Annotated in this window: 16 protein-coding genes; 6 read left to right on the forward strand and 10 right to left on the reverse strand. The window is 71.1% G+C overall.

Annotated features, from left to right (window positions below; translation table 11 throughout):
* Positions 1–63: 63 nt before the first annotated feature.
* Both mdoH and ASG48_RS15030 read left to right on the forward strand, forming a co-directional pair.
* A complete protein-coding gene (mdoH, locus tag ASG48_RS15025) occupies positions 64–1,863 on the forward strand; it encodes a glucans biosynthesis glucosyltransferase MdoH (protein WP_055851544.1) in 1,800 nt (599 codons plus the stop codon).
* A gap of 218 nt (positions 1,864–2,081) precedes the next feature.
* Positions 2,082–3,284 carry an OpgC domain-containing protein gene (locus tag ASG48_RS15030; RefSeq protein WP_082529504.1) on the forward strand — a complete coding sequence of 401 codons (1,203 nt, stop codon included), beginning with the start codon at positions 2,082–2,084 and terminating at the stop codon, positions 3,282–3,284.
* On the opposite strand, the gene ugpC is transcribed toward ASG48_RS15030, so the two are convergent.
* From ugpC to ASG48_RS15065, 7 genes are all read right to left on the reverse strand, one after another.
* Positions 3,275–4,372, reverse strand: coding sequence for a sn-glycerol-3-phosphate ABC transporter ATP-binding protein UgpC (gene ugpC / locus ASG48_RS15035; protein WP_055851552.1), 1,098 nt, complete (start codon positions 4,370–4,372; stop codon positions 3,275–3,277). The two genes, ASG48_RS15030 and ugpC, sit on opposite strands and share 10 nt — an antisense overlap.
* Positions 4,373–4,454: 82 nt before the next feature.
* Entirely contained in the window at positions 4,455–6,143 is a 1,689-nt protein-coding gene (locus tag ASG48_RS15040) for an alpha-glucosidase family protein (protein ID WP_082529505.1), read from the reverse strand.
* Positions 6,144–6,152: 9 nt separating this feature from the next.
* Positions 6,153–6,995, reverse strand: coding sequence for a carbohydrate ABC transporter permease (locus ASG48_RS15045; protein WP_055851555.1), 843 nt, complete (start codon positions 6,993–6,995; stop codon positions 6,153–6,155).
* The gene (locus ASG48_RS15050; RefSeq protein WP_055851558.1) at positions 6,995–7,990 is read right to left on the reverse strand and encodes a sugar ABC transporter permease; all 996 of its coding nucleotides are present in this window, start codon (positions 7,988–7,990) and stop codon (positions 6,995–6,997) included. Before ASG48_RS15050 ends, ASG48_RS15045 begins: the two co-directional genes overlap by 1 nt.
* 170 nt (positions 7,991–8,160) lie before the next feature.
* Positions 8,161–9,417 (reverse strand): ABC transporter substrate-binding protein, encoded by a 1,257-nt coding sequence (locus ASG48_RS15055; RefSeq protein ID WP_055851560.1) that lies wholly within the window; start codon positions 9,415–9,417, stop codon positions 8,161–8,163.
* 200 nt (positions 9,418–9,617) lie between these two features.
* Positions 9,618–10,679: a Gfo/Idh/MocA family oxidoreductase gene (locus ASG48_RS15060; protein WP_055851562.1), complete on the reverse strand. Its 1,062-nt coding sequence runs from the start codon at positions 10,677–10,679 to the stop codon at positions 9,618–9,620.
* On the reverse strand, positions 10,676–11,461 hold the full coding sequence (locus ASG48_RS15065; protein ID WP_055851565.1) for a ThuA domain-containing protein: 786 nt from the start codon (positions 11,459–11,461) through the stop codon (positions 10,676–10,678). Before ASG48_RS15065 ends, ASG48_RS15060 begins: the two co-directional genes overlap by 4 nt.
* 264 nt (positions 11,462–11,725) lie before the next feature.
* Here ASG48_RS15065 and ASG48_RS15070 point away from each other — a divergent pair, with 264 nt between their 5' ends.
* From ASG48_RS15070 to ASG48_RS15080, 3 genes are all read left to right on the forward strand, one after another.
* A complete protein-coding gene (locus ASG48_RS15070) occupies positions 11,726–12,751 on the forward strand; it encodes a substrate-binding domain-containing protein (RefSeq protein WP_055851567.1) in 1,026 nt (341 codons plus the stop codon).
* A 145-nt stretch (positions 12,752–12,896) separates the two neighbouring features.
* A complete protein-coding gene (locus ASG48_RS15075; protein ID WP_082529507.1) occupies positions 12,897–14,195 on the forward strand; it encodes an efflux RND transporter periplasmic adaptor subunit in 1,299 nt (432 codons plus the stop codon).
* Positions 14,192–17,284 carry an efflux RND transporter permease subunit gene (locus tag ASG48_RS15080; RefSeq protein WP_055851573.1) on the forward strand — a complete coding sequence of 1,031 codons (3,093 nt, stop codon included), beginning with the start codon at positions 14,192–14,194 and terminating at the stop codon, positions 17,282–17,284. The genes ASG48_RS15075 and ASG48_RS15080 overlap by 4 nt, the downstream gene beginning before the upstream one ends.
* Before the next feature lie 29 nt (positions 17,285–17,313).
* Here ASG48_RS15080 and cobT read toward each other — a convergent pair whose 3' ends face one another.
* Complete coding sequence (cobT, locus tag ASG48_RS15085) at positions 17,314–18,330, reverse strand: nicotinate-nucleotide--dimethylbenzimidazole phosphoribosyltransferase (protein WP_055851576.1); 1,017 nt, start codon at positions 18,328–18,330, stop codon at positions 17,314–17,316.
* Between the two features lie 126 nt (positions 18,331–18,456).
* Between cobT and cobS the strand changes: the two genes are divergently transcribed.
* The gene (gene cobS, locus ASG48_RS15090; protein WP_082529508.1) at positions 18,457–19,233 is read left to right on the forward strand and encodes an adenosylcobinamide-GDP ribazoletransferase; all 777 of its coding nucleotides are present in this window, start codon (positions 18,457–18,459) and stop codon (positions 19,231–19,233) included.
* Here the strand turns inward: cobS and cbiB are convergent.
* The gene (gene cbiB, locus ASG48_RS15095; protein WP_055851584.1) at positions 19,230–20,210 is read right to left on the reverse strand and encodes an adenosylcobinamide-phosphate synthase CbiB; all 981 of its coding nucleotides are present in this window, start codon (positions 20,208–20,210) and stop codon (positions 19,230–19,232) included. The two genes, cobS and cbiB, sit on opposite strands and share 4 nt — an antisense overlap.
* Before the next feature lie 51 nt (positions 20,211–20,261).
* Positions 20,262–21,554, reverse strand: coding sequence for a cobyrinate a,c-diamide synthase (locus tag ASG48_RS15100; protein WP_055851585.1), 1,293 nt, complete (start codon positions 21,552–21,554; stop codon positions 20,262–20,264).
* Between the last annotated feature and the right edge of the window lie 30 nt (positions 21,555–21,584).

The raw sequence follows: 21,584 nt of genomic DNA on the forward strand, positions 1-21,584 counted from the left end.
AACGGGAGCGGTCGCGGTCTGTCGCGCCCTCGGCTCCGCGCAGACAAGGAAGCAGGTGATCCGGTGGTGACGTTCAAGCGGCTGGCGTTCGTACTCGCCTCGTTCGTCCTCGCGGTCGTCGCCGCCTCGCTGTTCTTCGTCGTGGTGACGGTGAACGGCCTGACCTATCTGCACATCGCGCAGATCAGCCTTCTCGTCCTGTGCTGCCTCTGGCTCGCCTGGGGCTTCAACACGGCCGTCTCCGGCATCCTGTCCGGCCAGAAGCGCGCGGCCGTGCCCACCAGTCCGCAGGCGCTCGCCGCACGGCGCACCGCGATCCTGATGCCCGTCTACAACGAGGACTCGGTCTCGGTCTTCGCGCGCGTGGCCGCTATGATCGAGGGCCTGCGCCGCATCGGCTACCAGGACGCGTTCGACGTCCACGTCCTGTCGGATTCCACCAAGGCCGAATGCGTGGCCGAGGAGCGGCGCAACGCCGCCATCCTCCTCGCCGAACTCGGCGCGGCGGGGCGCCTCTACTATCGCCATCGCGAGCAGAATGTCGGTCGCAAGGCCGGCAACATCGCCGACTTCGTGACCACGAGCGGCGGCGCCTACGAATACATGCTCGTCCTCGACGCCGACAGCCTGATGCGGCCGGAGACGATCGTCGCCATGGCCGCGCGCATGGAGGCCGATCCCGAACTGGCGCTCCTGCAGACGCAGCCGCTCATCATCGGAAGGCGCACCCTGTTCGGCCGCGCCCTGCAGTTCTCGGCGGCGCTCTTCTCCCCGATCTTCTCGCGCGGCATCGCCACGCTCCAGGGGCGCGAGGGTCCCTTCTGGGGCCACAACGCCATCATCCGCATCCGCGCCTTCGCCGCCCATTGCGGGTTGCCGACGCTGGAAGGGCGCCCGCCCTTCGGCGGCCACATCCTCAGCCACGACTTCGTGGAGGCCGCGCTTCTCGCGCGCGCCGGCCTGAAGGTCGAGGTCCATCCCGATCTCGAGGGCTCCTACGAAGAGGCCCCGTCCAACATCATCGAATATGCCAAGCGCGACCGGCGCTGGTGCCAGGGCAACCTGCAGCACGGGCGCCTCATCGGCGCGGTGGGCCTGCGCCTGTGGAGCCGCGTGGCGCTGGTCTGCGGCATCATGGCCTATGCCGCCTCGCCCATCTGGCTGATGTTCCTGATCGTCTCGCTGCTCGATCCGGTGCTGGCGCCCGAGCCCAACTATTTCCCGGCCGACTCGCTCTTCCCCGTCTTCCCGCGGCCCGAGACCGGCAAGGCGCTGCTCCTCCTCTTCGGCATCTTCGTCCTGCTCCTCCTGCCCAAGACGCTCATCGCCTTCGGCTCGGCCTTCGGCCGCCAGCGCCGGCGCTTCGGCGGCTTCATCGCGGTGCTGGCGGGGGCGACGGCCGAGCTGGTGATGACCTCGATCCTCGCCCCGATCATGATGATGTTCCAGTCCAAGGCCGTGATGGAGATCCTTGTCGGCGCCGATTCCGGCTGGCCCTCGACCGAGCGCGAGGACGGCAGCCTGCCGCTCAAGGCCTCCTTCGCCGCCTCCTGGTGGATGGTGCTCGCCGGCGCCTTCGGCCTCGTGGCGACCTGGAGCTACTCGCCCGACCTCATCCTGTGGATCTGCCCGATCGCGATCCCGCTCGTCGCCGCGCCCTTCCTCATCACCCTGACGGGCGATCCGGCGATCGGCGACGCGGCGCGCCGGCAGGGCCTGTTCGAGACGCCCTTCGAGATCGATCCCGAGCCCGTCATCGCCGACTCGGTGCGCTGGCGCGCGCGCCTTGCCGAAGCCAACCGCCCGCGCGAGCACGCCGCGCAGCCGATCGACGCCCCGCACGCCCTGCCCGATCCCGCCTGACGACGCGCTCCATAAGATGGACGCAATGATCACGGGAATGGGAGGCTGAAGGACGGACCGCTCGCGGCCGTGCGAGATGCGGGCCGCCGGCGATCCCATCCGGCGGCGGGGCCGGGCGGTCGAAGCCGCCGGGCGGCATCGCAACAGATGGACCGAGCCGACCGCAGGCGTTCCCGAAGGGCGTGCGGCGCTCCAGCGCTTCGAGAGCCCAAGGCCCCATGACGCCAGCCCCCTCCCCCGCGCAGCCGGCCGGACGCGACCACCGCGTGGACTTCTGGCGCGGCATCGCGCTCGCCATGATCTTCGTGAACCACGTGCCCGGCAATCTGTGGGAGAACTACACGTCCCGCAACTTCGGCTTCTCGGACTCGGCCGAACTCTTCGTCTTCCTCGCCGGCTTCGCCTCGGCCTTCGCCTATGCCAGACCCTTCCTGGCGGGCGACCGGCTGCGCGTCACCGTCAAGGCGTGGCGCCGGGCGGGCGTCCTCTATCTCGTCCACGCGACGCTGACGCTCGCGGCCATCGCCATCCTGTGCTGGGGCGCCCTGGTGCTCGGCAACGGCTCGCTGCTCGAGACGATCGGCATGCGCCAGTTCATCGAGCAGCCGCTGGAGGCGATGGTGGGCTTCGCCATCCTCGGCCACCAGCTCGGCTACGTGAACATCCTGCCGATGTATTCGGCGATCCTCCTGATGCTGCCGGCCATCCTCGCCCTCGCGCGCCTCGGCAAGGGCGTAATGCTGGCGGCCTCGGGAACGCTGTGGCTCCTCGCCTATGCCTTCGGCCTCAACATCCCGGCCTATCCGCTGCCCGGCGGCTGGTTCTTCGATCCCTTCTCCTGGCAGTTCCTGTTCACGATCGGGCTCTATTGCGGCCTGTGCCGCCTGGAGGGCGTCTCGCCCCTGCCCCACCGCCGCTGGATCATGGCCCTGGCGCTCGCCTTCTGCTTCGCCGCCTTCCTCACGGCGCGCTACGAGCTCTTCGACCGCTGGACCGCGATCCCGCTGCCGACGCTCCTGGTGGGCTTCGACAAGACCTATGTGAGCGTGCCGCGCCTCCTGCACGTCCTCGCGCTCGTCTACATCTTCGCCCATCCCGCGCGGCGCTCGCCGCTGCGCCAGATTTCGGCGGGCAACGTCTTCACGATGATGGGCCGCCATTCGCTGCCCGTCTTCGCCACCGGCACGGTGCTCTCGCTGCTCGGACAGGTCGTGAAGTTCGGCGAAGGGCCGAATCTCGTCTTCGACACGCTCCTCGTCGCCGTCGGCATCGGCCTGCAGGTGGCGCTCGCCGCCTGGCTCGACTGGTGGCGGCAGAACGGCAAGCGCCGGCCGAAGGGCACGCCCGCCCCGGCGCCGGCCTCCTTGCCGGTCGGCGAGCGGGCGCCCTACGGAACGCAGGCCGCGCCGCGTCAGGCGTAGCGCCGCTCGGGCGCCGCCGGCCGGATCGCGCGCCCGTCGGCGCCGAAGAAGCGCAGGGACTGCGGCTCGGCGGCCAGATGCACGGTCGAGCCGCGCGCCAGGTCCACCGCTCCCGGCAGCTTGACGACGAGCGGCTCGCCCGCGCCCCCGAGATCGACATAGACGAGCGTCACCTCGCCGAGCGCCTCGGTCAGGGTCACCGTGCCGGTCAGGAGCGCGCGGTCCGGCCCGGCGAGGGCGAGATCCTCCGGCCGCACGCCCAGATGCAGCGCGCCGCCCGCTCCGGCCGGCGCCTCCACGGCCACCGCGCCGCCGCCATCGGCGAGCCGGATGCGCCCCGCCTCGGCGGTGGCCTTCAGGATGTTCATGGCGGGCGAGCCGACGAACTGGGCGACGAAGAGGTTGTCGGGGTCCGAATAGAGCTCCATGGGCGTGCCCACCTGCTCGATCCGGCCCTTGTTGAGGACGACGATGCGGTCGGCGAGCGTCATCGCCTCCACCTGGTCATGGGTGACGTAGACCATCGTCGTGCCGTGCATGCGCTCGTGCAGACGCGCGATCTCGATCCGGGTCTGGACGCGCAGCGCCGCGTCGAGATTGGAGAGGGGCTCGTCGAAGAGGAACACCTTCGGGTCGCGCGTGATCGCCCGGCCGATGGCCACGCGCTGGCGCTGGCCGCCCGAGAGCGCCTTGGGCAGGCGGTCGAGATAGGGCTCGATCTGCAGGATGTCGGCGGCCCGGCGCACGCGCGCGTCGATCTCCGATTTCGGCGTGTCCTTCTCCAGCGTCAGGCCGAAGGCCATGTTCTCGTAGACGGTCATGTGCGGATAGAGCGCGTAGGACTGGAACACCATGGCGATGCCGCGCTCCTTGGGCGAGGCGTGGTTCACGAGCCTGCCGTCGATCTCCAGGCGCCCGGCGGTGATCTCCTCCAGCCCCGCGATGACGCGCAGGAGCGTGGACTTGCCGCAGCCGGACGGGCCGACGAAGACCACGAACTCGCCGGGCCGGATGTCGAGGTCGATGCCGTGCAGCACCTCCACCGCGCCATAGGCCTTCTTCACGCCCTTCAGCGTCACGCCTGCCATGATCGTCTCCTCCCGGTCTCCGGCTCGTTCGTCCCTGGCGGGCCCTGGCCGGGCCCGCCGCTGCGCAAGACTCGGCCCGCCCTCAGTCGAGGCGGGCGAAATAGGCCCCGTGCGTGTCGAGGCGCAGCCGCGCGCCCGCCCCTTGCGAGGCGCCGAGTTCCGGCGCGCCGCCGAGCGGGCGGCTCTGCGGGGCCTCGAACTCGGCCGGCGCGCGCGACAGGTTGAAGACGCACAGGACGCGGTCGCTCTCCGCCTCGCGCTCGAAGGCGAGGAGGCCGGGGCCGAGATCGAGAAAGCGCAGCGTGCCGTGGCGCAGCGCCGGATGGGCGCGGCGCAGCGACAGGAGCCGGCGATAGGTCTCGAGCAGCGAGCCCGCGCGGCCGGCCTGCGCGTCGACGCTCGCCTCCACATGCTCGGGCGGGATCGGCAGCCAGGTCCGCTCGGCGTCGCTGAAGCCGCCATGGCGCGCGCCCGCCTCCCAGACCATCGGCGTGCGGCAGCCGTCGCGCCCCTTGATGACCGGCCAGAAGCGCTTGCCCCAGGGATCGACGATGTCCTCGAAGGCGATCTCGGCCTCGCTCTGGCCGATCTCCTCGCCCTGGTAGAGGCAGACCGAGCCGCGCAGCGACAACAGGATCGCGGCCGCGAGCTTCAGGATGGCGTCGCGGTCGCCATGCCCGTCGGCCCAGCGCGTGGCGTGGCGCGTCACGTCGTGATTGGAGAAGGCCCAGCAGGCCCAGCCGTCCGGCGCGCCCGAGAAGAAGCCTTCCACGACGGGCCGGATGTCCTCGATCTCCGGCAGCGTCGTGTTCAGGAAGTCGAAGGCGTAGCACATATGCAGGCGGTCGGTGCCGGCGGTGTATTGCCCCATCAGTTCCACGCCGCGGATGAGCTCGCCCACCTCGCCGACCGCCGTCGCGGCCGGATATTGGTCGAGAAGCGCGCGGAAGCGCTTCAGGAAGGCGAGATTCTCCGGCCGGTTCTTGTCGTAGACATGCTCCTGCCGGTTGTAGGGCCGGTCGCGCGGCGCGGTGCGCTCGTTCCAGAGATTCTCGGCGAGCGGCGGGTTGTCGCGCAGCTCGGCGTCGTGGAAGTAGAAGTTCACCGTGTCGAGCCGGAACCCGTCGACGCCCCGGTCGAGCCAGAAGCGCGTGACGTCCAGCATCGCGTCCTGGACGTGCGGGTTGTGGAAGTTGAGGTCCGGCTGCGAGATCAGGAAATTGTGCAGGTAATACTGCTGGCGCCCGGCATCCCATTCCCAGGCCGAGCCGCCGAAATTCGACATCCAGTTGTTGGGCGGCGCGCCGTCCGCCTTCGCGTCGGCCCAGACATACCAGTCCGCGCGCGGATTCGTGGCGTCGCGCCGGCTCTCGGCGAACCAGGGATGGCGGTCGGACGTGTGCGACAGGACGAGGTCGATCATGACCTTCAGGCCGAGCGCGTGCGCGGTCTCCACCAGCGCGTCGAAATCGGCGAGCGTGCCGAAGATCGGGTCGACATCGCGGTAGTCCGACACGTCGTAGCCGAAATCCTCCATCGGCGAGGTCATGAAGGGCGAGATCCACAGGGCGTCGACGCCGAGCTCGGCGAGATGGGGCAGACGCCGCGTGATGCCCGGAAGGTCGCCGATCCCGTCGCCGTTCGTGTCCTGGAAGGAGCGAGGATAGACCTGGTAGATGACCGCCCCGCGCCACCAGTCGCGGTCGGCGCCTTCGAGGGCGCGGGTTCGGGCGGGCAGGACGGCCGGATCGTCGTCGAGACTGTCGAGCATGGGAAGGCGCTATCCTTTGACGCCGCCGGCGGTGAGGCCGGAGATGATCTTGCGCTGGAAGACGAGCACCAGCACGATGAGCGGCACGGTCACCACGACCGAGGCCGCCATGATCGTGCCCCAGGGCACCTCCTGCTCGGAGGCGCCCGACAGGAGCGCGATGGCCACCGGCACGGTGCGCGTGTCGTTGTTGGCCACGAAGGTGAGCGCGAAGAGGAACTCGTTCCACGCGGCGATGAAGGCGAGGAGCCCGGTCGTCACCAGCGCCGGCCACATCAGCGGCAGGAAGACGCGGGTGATGATGGTGAAGGGGCTCGCCCCGTCGACGATCGCCGCCTCCTCGATCTCCACCGGCAGGTCGCGCATGAAGGTGGTGAGCACCCAGACCGTGAAGGGCAGGGTGAAGATCATGTAGGCGAAGATCAGCGCGAAGAGCGTGTTGTAGAGGCCCATCGCCCGGATCATCTCGAAGAGGCCGGCGAGCACGGCGATCTGCGGGAACATCGACACGGCGAGGATGGTCATCAGGAGAAGGCCGCGGCCGCGGAAGTTCACCCGCGCCAGCGCGTAGGCCGCCGTCACCGCCAGGAAGAGCGAGATGGCCACGACCGAGACCGCGACGATCAGCGAGTTGAGGACGTTGCGCAGGAACGTGCCGGAGGAGAGCACGCCATAGTAGTTCTCCAGGCTGAAGGAGCGCGGCAGATAGTCGATGCGGAAGATGTCGGTGCCCGCCTTCAGGCTCGTCAGGATGGCGTAGTAGAAGGGGAAGACCGAGAACAGGACGATGGCGACGACGAGGGCGTAGAAGCCGATCGTGCCGGCGAGCCGGCGGGCGTTCAGCGCTTGCATCAGCGGCCTCCCGTGAAATCGACGCGCGCGATCTTGATGTAGAGGAGCGTGATCATCGCGATCACGAGGAAGAGCATCGTGGAGGCGGCCGAGCCGAGCGCGAAATTGTCGAACTGGAAGAGGTTCTCCTGCGCGTAGACGCTCATCGTCTTGGTCTGCCCGTTATTGGGCGTCAGCACGTAGATGAGGTCGAAGACGCGCAGCGCGTCGAGGGCGCGGAAGATCACCGCGACGAGGATCGCCGGGCGGATCAGCGGCAGCGTGACCTTGAAGAACACCTTCACCGGATTCACGCCGTCGATCTTCGCCGCCTCGTAGACGTCGCCCGGCACCATCTGCAGGCCGGCCAGGATGAGGAGCGCCATGAAGGGCGTCGTCTTCCACACGTCGACGAGGATGACCGCGACCATGGCCGTGTCGGGCGAGGCGGTCCAGGCGATGGGCGCCGAGAGGATGCCGATCCCCACCAGCATGTCGTTGAGGATGCCGAACTGGTCGTTCATCATCCAGGCCCACATCTTGGCCGAGACGATGGTCGGGATCGCCCAGGGGATGAGGACGGCGGCGCGCACCAGCGCCCGGCCGGGGAAGTTGGCGTTGAGCACGAGCGCGAAGACGAGGCCGAGCACGGTCTCGATGGAGACCGAGATCAGCGTGTAGCGCACCGTGTTCCAGACCGCCTGCCACCAGACGGGATCGACGAGGAGGCCGAAGGCCTCGCCCTCCCCGTCCCCGTAGTCGACCCATTCGTAATAGTTGCGGAACCAGACGAACTTCGCCCCGGCAAGGTCGCTGAGCGTGGCGTCCGTCAGCGAGAAGCGGATCGTCTGGAGGAGCGGCCAGGCGGCGACGAGGGCGAGCACGGCCATCATCGGCAGGAGGAAGAGCCAGGCGGCGCGGCGGCGCTGGCGCGTCAGCGCCGAACGGCCCTCGACGGGCGCCGCGGTCTCGATCGAATGTTCGGTGGGGGGCACGCCGAGCGTGACATTGGCCATGGGAAGCGCCTTCGAACGGATGACGGGGCAGGCCTTGGCGGGCGGCCGCGCCGGGCGCGGCGCTGGCCGTCTTCATACCGGAACGCCCTGAAGCGCCGGGCGCGGGTCCGCCCCGCGCAAAGGGTCCGGGGGCCGGAGGGGCGACGCCGCGCCCCGTCCGGCCGGGCCTTCTACCAGTCGCTGCGCTTCAGGCGGCGCAGCTGTTTCTCCAGCGCGTCGAGATTGGTCGCCGCGTCGCCCTGGCCGGCGAGCGTCTTGCTGGCCGCCGTCCAGAACTGCTGCGAGACCTCGTTGTACTTGGCCTTGGTCGGCGCCGAGGGCCGGGGCGTGGCGTTCTCGAAGACGCTCTTCCACTTGGCGACGAGGGGCTGCTGCGCCTTGATGTCGGCATCGTCGTAGAGGGCGGGGATCGAGGGCAGGCGCGAGGTGCCGAGCGCGCGCTGTTTCTGGCTCTCGGGCGAGACGAGGAACTTCACGAGTTCGATCGCCGCATCCTTGTTCCTGGAGAACTGCGAGACCGCGAGGTTCCAGCCGCCGAGGCAGGCGGCCGAGACGCCCCCGGCGCCCGCCGGCAGCGGGGCGGCGTCGAACTTGCCCTTCACCGCGGAATCGGCGCCGTTGCCCAGATTGTAGGCGTAGGGCCAGTTGCGCATGAAGACCGCGTTGCCCGTCTGCCAGACGCCGCGCGACTCCTCCTCCATGTAGCCGAGGACGCCCGCCGGCGCGATCGTGCCCACCCAGCCGCGCGCCATGTCCAGCGCCTCGGCGGCCTTCGGGTTGTTGACGGTGATCTCGCCCTCGGGCGAGACGATCTGGCCGCCGCCGTTGGAGGCGATCCATTCGAGCGCGTCGCAGGTCAGGCCCTCATAGGCCGCGCCCTGGAAGACGAAGCCGTTCATCTGCGCGTTGCCGGCCGCGCGCTCCTTGTCCTGGATCTCCCTGGCGGTCTCGGTGAGCTCGGCCCAGGTGCCGGGCACGGACTTGCCGTATTTCTCCAGAAGGTCCTTGCGGTAGTAGAGCGCGGGCGCGTCGGCATAGAGCGGCATGGCGACGAGCTTGCCGTCGACCGTCTGCGACTGGACGATCGCCGGGGAATGCTGGCCGACCACGTCCCTCATCGCGTCCGTCAGGTCGACGAAATTGGCCGCCAGCTGCGGCGCCCAGATCACGTCGGTTCGGTAGACGTCGACATCCTCGTTGCCGGCCGAGAGCCAGAGCCGGTACTGGCCGAACTGGTCGGTTGTGGAGGCCGGCATGGTGACGATCTTCACCGTGTGGCCGCTGGCCTTCTCGAACGCGTCGAGCTGGCCGCGCAGTTCCTCGATATCCTTGCCGATCGAGCCGGCGACGATCGAGAGTTCGGCGGCCTGCGCCGCTCCCACGAGCGAGACGCCGGCCACGAGCGCGGCGATCAATGATTTCAGCATGCGGTTCTCCTCCCAGGGATGTCCTGCACGGCCGGGTTGTACCGGGCCTTCGAACGACGCGCCGTCTCCGGGCGCTGCCGCTCCTCCTCACCTCACCGTTCCATCCCGGTCCGTCGCCGCCGGGTCGTCACGATAGCTGTGTCACGCGGGCGCCGCGGAAAGACGCCGCGCCCGATTTTCGCCCTATTTGGCCGCCCGCCTCAGGCGGCGACCTCCATCCGGCGCCCCTCGCGGTCCGAGACGATGCACAGGTCGAGAAGCTTCTGGATCTCCGCGGCATGGCGGAAGTCCGGCTGGCCGTTCTCGCCCGTCATCAGGGCCATGGCGAAGCGGTGCTCGTTGCGCGGCGTCACCGGGCATTCCACGCGCTTCCAGGTCGCGGTGTCGACGTCGGCGCCCAGGCACACGTCGAGCGTGGAGGTGAGCTGGTTGGCCCAGATGCGCAGGGCCCCGGTCTCGCCGTAGATCGTCAGATGCAGGTCGTTGAGGTTGCCGGTGGCGTAGCGGCTCATGTGCACGACGCCGAGCGCGCCGTTCTCCATCTCGACCGTCATCGCCACGCTGTCGTTGACGTCGAAGCGGTAGGCGCCGATCGCCCCGCCCTCGGCCTTGTCGAAGGTCTTCATGCGCGCCTGCAGGGCGGCGATGCCCTGGCCGCAGCCGAAGGTGACGAAGTCGAGGATGTGGATGCCGATATCGCCGAGGACGCCCGTCGAGCCGTGCGCGGAGGACAGGCGCCAGAGCCAGCGATCCTCCGTGCGCCAGTCGCCCCAGTGCTTTCCGGTGAGCCAGCTCTGCAGATAGTTGGCGTCGACATGGCGGATCGTGCCGATGCGCCCCTCGTCCACCATGCGCCGCGCCATCTGCAGCGCGTGGGCGTTGCGATAGGTGAGGTTGACCATGTTGACGAGGCCGGATTCCTCGGCCGCCCGCGTCATGGCGAGCGCGTCGGGATGGTTCACGGCCAGCGGCTTCTCGCAGAAGACCGGCTTGCCGGCCGAGAGAAGCTGCATCGTCGTCGCCTTGTGCACGGCGTCGGGTGTGGCGTTCACCGCCGCGTCGAAGCCGTTCCAGGCGAGCGCCTCGTCGAGGCTGGAGAAGACGTTGGGGATCGCATGCTCGGCCGCGAAGAGGCGGGCGCGCTCGACATTCATGTCCACCGCCGCCACGACCTTGCAGGTCGGGATGGAGGCGAAATGCTCGGCATGGCGCGGCGCGATGCCGCCGGTGCCCAGGATCAGGATGCGGTGTTCGGCGCTCACCGGTAACCCGCCTCCCCGGCCTTGTGCAGCGAGGGGCCCTTCTTCACGATCGCCTCGCGCGCCTTCTCGACCGGCACGTTCGGCGCCTGCGACACGTCCTTCCAGGGCCTGGCGGGGTTGTAGGCCCAGGCGACGGCGTTGCGCAGCACCGTCTGGATGCTCGGATCGTGATAGATCGGATAGGTCTCGTGGCCGGGCTCGAAATAGAAGATCCGGCCCGCGCCCCGCTGGTAGGTGAGCCCGGAGCGGAACACCTCGCCGCCCTCGAACCAGGAGACGAAGACCGTCTCCAGCGGCTCGGGCACGAGGAAGGGCTCGCCATACATCTCGGAATGGGGCAGCTCGATCGCCGCCTCGATCCCTTGCGCGATCGGATGGCTCGGATTGATGACCCAGAGCCGCTCGCGCTCGCCCGCCTCGCGCCAGCGCAGAGAGCAGGGCGTGCCCATCATGCGCTTGAAGATCTTGGAGAAATGCCCCGAATGCAGGATGACGAGGCCCATGCCCTCGTTGACGCGCTGCTGCACGCGGTCGACGATCTCGTCCGACACCTGACCATGCGCCTTGTGGCCCCACCAGAGGAGAACGTCCGTCTCGTCGAGCCTTGCCTGGGAGAGGCCGTGCTCGGGCTCGGGCATGGTGGCGGTGGAGACGGAGAAGCGCGCGTCCTGGCGCAGGGCGGCGGCGATCGTCTCGTGGATGCCGTCGGGATAGACCTCCCGCACGACGGCATTCTCCTTCTCGTGGAGGAACTCGTTCCAAACGACGGTACGGATCGTCATGCGCGCTATCGCCTTTCCATCTCCAATCGCGGACCGCGATCGGCAGAGGCGGCCCGATGCCGGCGGCGGGGCGAAAGGCCCGTCCTCGCCGGCGCGCGCTCGCGCCCTCTCCCGATGGTCCGCCTCCTCCCGAGAGGACGGTCGGCGCCCTGGACCGCTTCAAAGCGCTTTGAGAGGAGATTGAAGCGGTTTGAAATGCGTGTCAAGAATGGCGCCGCGATTTTTGGGAGCGCGGCGCCGACGAGGCGGGGGCCGGGAGGCGGCATGATCCACAGCTTGAAGGACCTCGCGGAGCATCTGAAGCTCTCGCAGACCACGGTAAGCCGGGCGCTCAACGGCTATCCGGAGGTCGGCGCCAAGACGCGCCAGCGCGTCATCGAGGCGGCGGAGCGGCTGAACTACCGGCCGAACCCGACGGCGCGGCGCCTGGCGACGGGCCGGGCCAACGCGCTCGGCATCCTCTTCTCCGTCGAGGACAAGATGCTGGAGCGCCCGACCGTGACCGACCTCCTCGCCGGCATCAGCGAGACGGCGGCGGACCGGGGGCTGGCGATCCATCTCAACCCCGTGCGCTCGGGCGAGGAGGGGCGCGCCTGCGAGCGCATCGTGGGCTCCGGCGCGGTCGACGCGCTCGTCCTCCTCTCCCCGCTCCTCGATACGGCCGAGACGAGCTGGCTCGCCAAGATCGACTTTCCCGTCGTCGGCCACGGGCGCCCGGTCTTCGAACAGGACGTCGCCTCGCTCAGCGTCGACAATCTCGGCGCCTTCCACAAGGGCGCCGCCTATCTCGCCGGGCTCGGCCATCGGCGCATCGCCCTCCTCAACGGCGAGGAGAAGCTCGCCTACGGGCAGGATCGGCGGCGGGGCTACCTGACGGCCCTTGCCGAAGCAGGCCTTGCCGCCGACGCGGCGCTGATGGCGAGCGGTCGCCAGACCTATCTGGAAGGCTACCGCGCCGCCCGGGCCATGCTGGCGCTGGACGGGCGCCCCACCGCCTTCCTGTGCTCCTCCATCCTGGTGGCGACGGGGGCCTCGCGCGCCATCGCCGAGGCCGGCCTGTCGATCCCGCGCGACGTCTCCCTCGTCGCCCATGACGACGCGGTCTCGGCCATTCCCGCCGAGATGGCCTTTCCCGAACTCACCGTCCTGCATTCCTCGGTGCGCGAGGCGGGACGGCGCATCGCCGACATGGCGATCGAGCGGGCCGCGGGCACGCCCGCGCGCGATCTCGTCGAGGTCTGGGACGTGCCGCTGATCGTGCGCGGATCGACCGCCGCGCCCCGCCGATGAGAACGCCGCCCGACCCGGCCGGGTCGGGCGGCCGGGCCTGCGGCAGGTCCCTTTACCCTTGCGGCGAAGGGTCCGGCCGCCTGCCTTGTTGACGACAAGCCGAGCGCCTAGGGTCGCGCCACGTTCCTCCATCGTCCAGGGTCCCATGCCGCGTCCGCCCGTTCCGAACCGATTGCGCCTGTCCGGCGCGGCGGCTCTCCTCGTCCTGGGCCTGACCGGCACGATCGGGCCCGCGGGCGCGCAAGGGGCGCAGGACGCTCCGGCGCGCGCCGTCCGCGTGCCGGCCGCCAGCGTCGCGGTGGCGGCGCGGCGCGAACTCGTGGGCACGGTGCCGATCGAGGGCTCGCTGGTCGCGCGCGACAGCGTCAGCATCTTCGCGCAGGTCCAGAGCGCCCGCATCGAGGCCGTGCTCGTCGATATCGGCGACCGCGTCGAGGCCGGCGAGGTCCTCGTGCGGCTCGACGCGCGCCCTCTCCAGGTGCAGCTCGCCCAGGACGAGGCGGCGATCGCGGCCGGCGAGGCGGCCGTCCAGCAGGCGACGAGCCAGATCGAGGGCCAGAGCGCCGCGCTCGAACAGGCCGACCGCGTCTTCTCGCGCGCCGAGCGCCTCCTGCGCAGCGGCGCCGGCGCCCAGTCGACGCTCGACGACGCGCGCTCCGCGCTCGCCTCCGCGCAGGCCTCGCTGAAGGCCGCGCGCGACGCCAAGGCGAATGCGCAGGCCCTCGTCGAGCAGTCGAAGGCCAAGCGCGACGACACCGCCCTCCAGCTCGAGCGCACGCAGGTGCGCGCCCCCGTCGCCGGCCTCGTCGTCACGCGCGCCGCCGATCTCGGCCAGATCGCGGCGACCGGCGGCGATCCGCTCTTCACGCTCGTGCAGAACGGCGTGGTGGAGTTCGAGGGCAAGGCCATCGAGACCGCGCTGGGCCAGCTCAAGCCCGGCCAGCGCACCACCGTCTACCCGTCCGGCGCCCCGCCGCGCGCGGGCGCGGTGCGCCTCGTCTCGCCGCGCGTCGACGTCGCCACGCGCCAGGGCATCGTCAAGATCGCCCTCGACGACGACCAGGACCTGCCGATCGGCCTGTTCGGGCGCGCCGTGGTGGAGACCATGCGCCGGCAGGGCGTGACGGTGCCGCTCTCGGCCGTGATGACCTCCGCGCAGGGCTCGCTCGTGCAGCGGGTCGGGGCCGACGGCACGCTCGAGACGCGCCAGGTGACGACGGGCATTCTCGACGGCGCCGCGCTCGAGATCGTGGAGGGCCTGTCGGCCGGCGACACGGTCGTCGCCAAGGCCGCGCCCTTCTTCCGCGACGGGATGCGCATCCGGCCCGTGCCGCTCGACGAGACGCCGGTCCCCGAGCCCGTGGCGCCGGTCTCGGCCATGGCCCCGCCCGGCGACGTGGAGGCGCAGGCGCGCACCGGCGACGCGCGGGAGACCGTGCGATGAACGTCTCCGCCTGGTCGATCCGCAACCCGGTCCCGCCCGTCGCGATCTTCCTGGCGCTGATGGCGATCGGCCTCGTGGCCTTCCTGCGCCTGCCGGTCACCCGCTTTCCCAATATCGACGTGCCCTTCGTCGTCGTCACGATCGTGCAGCCGGGCTCGGGCCCGGCCGAGATCATGAACCAGATCGGCCAGCCGGTGGAGGATTCGCTCCAGTCCGTCTCCGGCATCAAGCACGTGACGACCATCGCCGCGGACGGAGCCTCGACGAATCTCGTGGAGTTCGACCTCGAGGTCGACCCGCAGCGCGCCGTCAACGACGTGAAGGACGCGATCTCGCGCATCCGCTCGGACCTGCCGGGCTCGGCCAACGAGCCCATCGTGCAGCGGCTCGACATCGCGGGCCTGCCGATCCTCACCTACGCCGTCACCGACCCGACCAAGTCGATCGCCGAACTCTCCTACTTCATCGACGACGCGGTGAAGCGCGCCGTGCAGGGCCAGCCCTCGGTCGGCGACATCCGGCGCATCGGCGGGCTCGACGAGCAGGTCAATGTCGATCTCGACCCCGACCGGCTGGCGGCGCTCGGCATCAGCGCCGCCTCGGTCAGCGAGCAGCTGTCGCGCACCAACATCAATCTCGGCGGCGGGCGCGGGGATCTGGGCGCGCGCGAGTTCTCCATCCGCGCCATCGGCTCCTCGATCAGCGTCGAGGCCCTGTCGGCGCTGCCCATCGCGCTCGGGGACGGGCGCTCGGTGCGGCTCGACGCGCTCGGCACGATCCGCGACGGGGGGGCGGACGTGCGCTCCTACGCCCAGTTCGACGGCGAGCCCGTCGTCGCCTTCCAGGTCATCCGCTCCTCCGGCGGCTCGGACACGGAGGCCGCCGACAGCACCCATCGCGGCGTCGAGCGGCTGAAGGCGGAGTTTCCCTCGGCGAGCTTCACCCTCATCGAGGACAGCGCGGTCTACACGCGCGGCAATTACGACCGCACGATGCACACGCTCTACGAGGGCGCCGCGCTCGCCGTGCTCGTCGTCTTCCTGTTCCTGCGCGACTGGCGCGCGACGCTGATCGCCGGCGTCGCCCTGCCGCTCTCCATCATCCCGACCTTCTTCGCCATGAGCGCGCTCGGCTTCACGCTGAACCAGATCAGCCTCCTGGCCATCACGCTCGTCACCGGCATCCTCGTCGACGACGCGATCGTGGAGATCGAGAACATCGAGCGCCACATGGCGATGGGAAAGGGCCCCTACGAGGCCTCGATGGAGGCGGCCGACGAGATCGGCCTCACCGTCATCGCCATCTCCTCCACCATCGTCGCGGTCTTCGCGCCGGTCTCCTTCATGTCGGGCATCGCCGGCCAGTATTTCAAGCAGTTCGGCCTGACGGTCGCCATCTCCGTCCTGTTCTCGCTGGCCGTCGCGCGCTTCGTCACGCCGATGATGGCGGCCTATCTGATGAAGCCGAACACGAGGCACCAAGGCGAGCGGCGCGACGGTTTCGTGATGCGCTGGTACCTCGCCTTCCTGCGCGGCACCCTGCGCCACCGCTGGCTGACGCTCGTCGTCGGCCTCCTCTTCTTCGCCGGCTCGATCTTCTCGGCCACGCTGATCCCGACGACCTTCATCCCCGAGATCGACGACGGGCGCTCGGTCCTGTCGCTGGAACTGCCGCCGGGCGCGCGCACGGCCGACAACATCGCGGCCACGCAGGCCGTCGTGGCCAAGCTCGAGACCATTCCCGGCATCGCCAACGTCCTCGTCTCGGGCGGGGCGAGCCCCAACACGCAGACCGACGACGGCGCCAACCCGACCAATGCGACGGTCTCGATCTTCTACGCGCCGAAGGCCGAGCGGGATCTGACGAAGTTCGAGATCGAGTCCCTCATCGAGGCCGAACTCGCCGACATTCCGGACATCCGCACCTATTTCGCCAACGACAACGGCCAGCGCGCCGTCTCGATCTCGCTCCTCTCCTCCGACCGCGCGGCGGTGGAGGCCTATGCCGACCGGCTGATCGGCCGCATCGCCGACACGGGCCTGGTGAAGAACGCGACCTCGGGCGCCTCGCTCCTGCGCCCGGAGGTGCAGATCCGCCCGCGGCCGGAGGTCGCCGCCGAGCTCGGCGTCACCGCCAGCGCCATCGCCCAGACGATCCGCGTCTCCACCATCGGCGACGTGGACGCCGCGCTCGCCAAGTACAATCGCGGCGACCGCCAGGTGCCGATCGTCGTGCGCCTCGACGCGTCCGCGCGCGACGATCTCTGGCGCCTGCGCAACCTCAAGGTCCAGGCCGCGAGCGGAGCCATGGTGCCGCTCGGCGTCGTCGCCGACATCACGCTCGGCACCGGCCCGACGACCCTGGAGCGCTACGACCGGCAGAACCGCGTGACGATCGGCGGCGACCTGCCGGCCGGCACGCCGCTCGGCTCGGCCATCGCCGCCATCGACGCGCTGCCGGACGTGAAGTCGCCCCCGCCCGGCGTGCGCGTGCAGCCGGCGGGCGACGCGGAGGTGATGGAGGAGGTCTTCACCGGCTTCGCGCTGGCGCTCGGCGCCGGCATCCTCATGGTCTATGCCGTGCTCGTCCTTCTCTTCGGCTCCTTCCTGTCGCCGATGACGATCCTCATGTCGCTGCCGCTCTCGGTCGGCGGGGCGATCCTCGGCCTCTATCTCGCCAATGACGCCATCTCGCTGCCGGTGGTGATCGGCTTCCTCATGCTGATGGGCATCGTGACCAAGAACGCCATCATGCTCGTGGAATTCGCGCTCAAGCGCGAAGCGGAGGGCGCGACGCGCGCCGAGGCCATCCTCGACGCCGCCCACAAGCGGGCGCGGCCCATCGTGATGACGACGATCGCCATGGTCGCGGGCATGGTGCCCTCCGCGATCGGGCTCGGCGAGGGCGGCGAGTTCCGCTCGCCCATGGCCGTGGCGGTGATCGGCGGGCTGATCGTCTCGACCGCGCTGTCGCTGGTCTTCATCCCGACGCTGCATTCCTTCGTCGAGGGCTTCGGCACGCGGCTGCGCCGCCGGCTCGGCCGGCTCGTCAACGCCGCGCCGAAGGGCGAGCCGCAGCCCGCCGAATAGGGGGCGCAGGCCCCGCCCCCATCGCCGTCTCAGTGCCGGTTCGAGACGGCGGCCTGCTCGAAGGTCGCCATGCCCGAATGGCACTCGGCCGCCGCCTTCACGATGCCGGCCGCGAGAGCCGCGCCCGTGCCTTCGCCGAGCCGCATGCCGAGGGCGAGGAGCGGCACCTTGTCCATGGCGCGCAGGGCCCGCATATGGCCGGGCTCGGCCGAGACATGGCCGAACAGGCAATGGTCGAGCGCCCGGCGGTCGAGCGCGAAGAGCACCGCCGCCGCCGCGCTCGACACGAAACCGTCGACGATGACGGGCACGCGCTGCATCCGCGCGGCGAGGATGGCGCCCGCCATGGCCGCGATCTCGCGCCCGCCGAGGCGGCGCAGCACTTCCAGCGGGTCGGAGAGATGGCCCTCGTGGCGCTTCAGCGCCATGGCCACGACATCGGCCTTGCGCGAGACGCCGGCCGCGTCGTTGCCCGCGCCCGGCCCCACCCACTCCGCCGGCTCGCCGCCGAAGAGCGCGGCGAAGAGGGCGGCGGCGATCGTCGTGTTGCCGATGCCCATCTCGCCGATGCACAGGAGATCGGGCTCGCCGGCCAGCACTTCCATGCCGAAGGCCATGGTGGCCGCGCAGGTGCGCTCGTCCATGGCCGCCTCCTGCGTGATGTCGGCGGTCGGCACTTCCAGCGCGAGGTCGAAGACCTTGAGGCCGAGATCGTAGGCCGCGCAGATCTGGTTGATCGCCGCGCCCCCGGCCGCGAAGTTCTGCACCATCTGCGCCGTCACCTCCGGGGGATAGGGCGAGACGTTCTGCGCGGTGACGCCGTGATTGCCGGCGAAGACGGCGACGAGCGGCCGGCGCACGGCGGGCGCGCGGCCCTGCCAGGCGGCGAGCCATTCGGAGATCTCCTCCAGCCGCCCGAGCGCGCCCTCGGGCTTGGTCAGCTCCATCTCGCGATGGCGCTTGGCATGCACCGCCGCGCCGTCCGGTCCCGGCATCTGGCGCATCAGCGCGCGGATGTCGTCGAAGGGCAGGCCGGTGATGGACATGGGAGACGCTCCGTGGTCAGTCGTGGCGAGCCCGTGGACGGGCCGGACGTGCCCTCATAGTCGCTCGCGAGAGGGACCGGAAGGCCGCCCGGCGCCACGCCCCTTCGCGCAAGGACGCACGCGCCGATGATCGCGATCGCGAAAGCGAGCCTCCGGGCCGCCGCCTTCCTCACCCGCCTGCCGCCCGTGGCGGCGAGTTTCCACGGCACCCACCGGCTCGGCGACGACGCCCACGCCTTTCCCCTCGCCGGGCTCCTGGCGGGCGCGGCGCCCGCGCTGGCGCTCCTTGCCGGCGGCACGCTCGGCCTGTCGCCGGCGGTCTCCGCCACGCTCGCGCTCGGCCTCCTCGTCGCGCTGACCGGGGCGCTGCACGAGGACGGGCTGGCCGATGTCGCGGACGGGCTCTTCGGCCATCACGGGCGCGAGCGCGCGCTCGCCATCATGAAGGACAGCCGCATCGGCGCCTACGGCACGCTGGCGCTCGTCCTGTCGGTCGCGCTGCGCATCGCGCTCCTCGCCGACCTCGCGACCGCAGCGCCCGCTCTCGCGGCGCTGGCGCTGCTCGGCGCGGCGGCCGCGAGCCGGGGCGCCATGGCGCTGTTCTGGGCCTCGCTGCCGAGCGCCGATCCCGGCGGCCTCGCCGACAGCGTCGGCCAGCCGTCCCGGAACCGCGGCCTGCAGGGGGCCGTCCTCGGCGCGCTCCTGCTCGGTCTCGCCGCCCTTCCCGCCGGGGCGTCGGGCATCGCCGGCGCGCTTCTCGGCCTCGGCCTCACGGCCGCGCTCCTCTCCCTCTTCGCCCGCTTCCTCCTGCGCCGGCTCGGCGGCCAGACGGGCGACGGGCTGGGCGCCGCCCAGCAGATCGGCGAGACGGCCTGCCTCCTCGGCCTCGCGATCATGGTCTAGGGCAGGACCAGCACGGCCCCGAGCACCGAAAGGCCCAGGACGAGATCGCAGAGCGCGGCGTAGAGCCCAAGCGCGGCGCCGATATCGGCGGGCGTCGCCTCGAAGCGGCCTTCGGCATGGAGTTTGGGCGCCTCCACCGCCAGCGCGCCGTAGCGGCGCGGGCCGCCGAGCGCGAGGCCGAGCGCGCCGGCCGCGGCGCTTTCGGGCCAGCCGGCATTGGGCGAGCGGTGCAGGCCCGCGTCGCGCCGCGCGATGCGCCAGGTTTCCGCCGCCGCGCGCCAGCACGAGCGCCGGGCGGCGGCCAGCGCGAAGAGCGCGGCTGTGAGGCGGGCGGGCGCCAGATTCAGGAGATCGTCGAGCCGCGCCGAGGCCCAGCCGAAGTCCCGATAGCGCTCGTTCAGATGCCCGATCATCGAATCGGCCGTGTTCACCGCCTTGTAGGCGAGAAGGCCCGGCAGGCCGAAGGCGAGGAAGAAGAGCCAGGGAGCGACGAACCCGTCCGAGGCGTTCTCGGCGAGACTCTCGATGGCCGCGCGGCAGATGCCCGCCGCGTCGAGAAGGTCCGGGTCGCGCCCGACGATCATCGCCACGGCGCGCCGCCCGCCCTCCGGCCCCTCGGCCTCCAGCGCCTCGCGTACCGCGCGCACATGCTGAGCGAGGCTGTTGCCGGCGAGAAGCAGGCCGAGCACCAGCGCCTCGCCGAGAAAGGCGAGCGGCCCGAGCAGCGCGTCGAAGAGGCCTTGCAGCAGGAGGCCGGTGGCGATCGATCCCAAGACGAGGAGCGCCGCGGCCGCGATGCCGCCCCGCCGTCGCCGCGCCGGCGAGAGCGCCGGCCGGTTGAGACGCCGTTCCAGGAACGCGATCGCCGCCCCGATCAGCGCGACCGGATGGGGCAGGCGGCGCCAGAGCCAGTCGGGATCGCCGACGAGCCGATCGAGGACGGTGCCGAGAAGGAGGGCGGCGAAGCGTTCGGTCATCGTGCGAGGATCATGGGGTCCGGGTCGTGGCGGCGCGATCGGGCGGCGGGCTCAGGCGATGTCGACGAGATGGGCGAAGGAGCCGCAGACGGCGCCGCGGCGAAGGCCTATCGCCCCGAGGTCCTCCCCCCGCGCGTCGCGCGCGTGGAACAGCGGTTCGGCCGGGCCTTCGGAGAGGATCGTCGCGTAGTGGAACTCGTGCGCGGTCAGCGGAGCGCGGAAGGGGCCGCCCGGCGCCGGCGTCAGAAGGCGATAGCCGAGATGCAGGCGCCGGGCGGCGAAGCTCGTCTCCAGCGGCAGGTGGCCGAGCATGGCGTGGCGCGTGCCGTCGGCCGCAACGAGCCCCTCGCCCAGCACCATGTAGCCGCCGCATTCGCCGTAGATCGCGGCGCCCCGCCGGCGCGCGGCCTCCATGCCGGCCCGGAACCCTGCGGCGCCGGCGAGACGCCCGGCATGGAGCTCGGGATAGCCGCCGGGCAGGTAGACGGCATCGGCCGCCGCGTCCGGCGCCTCGTCGGCGAGCGGGGAGAAGAAGGAGAGGTCCGCCCCCGCCCCTCGCCAGCCGGCCATGAGATGGGGATAGGCGAAGGCGAAGGCCTCGTCCCGCGCGACGGCAATGGTCCGGCCGAGCGGGGGCAGCGGCTCGGGCGCCTCGCCCGCGGCGCCGCGACGGCCGGGCGTCGCGAGGCGCGCCAGCGCGTCCATGTCCGCCCCATGCGCGAACCAGTCGGCGGCCCGGTCGAGAAAGGCGTCGAGATCGCCATGCTCCTGCGCCTGCACGAGGCCGAGATGGCGCTCGGGCAGGACGAGGCCGGAATCGCGGGGCAGCGCGGCGAGGACCGGCAGGCCGAGCGGCGCCAGCGCCTCGCGCAGAAGCGTCTCGTGGCGCGCCGAGCCGATGCGGTTGAGGACGAGGCCGGCCAGCGGGACGTCGGCGCGGTGGGTGGCGAAGCCGCGCACGAGCGCGGCGACCGAATGCGACTGCCTCGCGCAGTCGACGACGAGGACGGTGGCGAGGCCGAGACGGGCGGCAAGGTCCGCCGCCGAGCCCGTACCGTCGGCCGCGCCGTCGAAGAGGCCCATCATCGCCTCGACGACGAAGGCCGTGCCCGGCCGCGTCGCGGCCAGATGCGCGAGGAGGGCGGGGCGCATCGCATAGGGATCGAGATTGACGGAAGGCCGCCCGCTCGCCGCCGCGTGGAAGGCGGGATCGATGAAGTCGGGCCCGGCCTTGGCGCCGGACACGGCGTGGCCCCGGCGGCGCAGCGCGCGCAGGAGCGCCAGCGTCACCAGCGTCTTGCCGCTGCCGGAGGCGGGCGCGGCGATCATCAGCCCGGCGCTCATGCGTGTCCGCGCTTTGCGGCGGCGGGCGCC

Origin of the sequence: Aurantimonas sp. Leaf443 (genome assembly GCF_001425575.1) — a bacterium.
In the GTDB taxonomy this organism is placed as follows: domain Bacteria; phylum Pseudomonadota; class Alphaproteobacteria; order Rhizobiales; family Rhizobiaceae; genus Leaf443.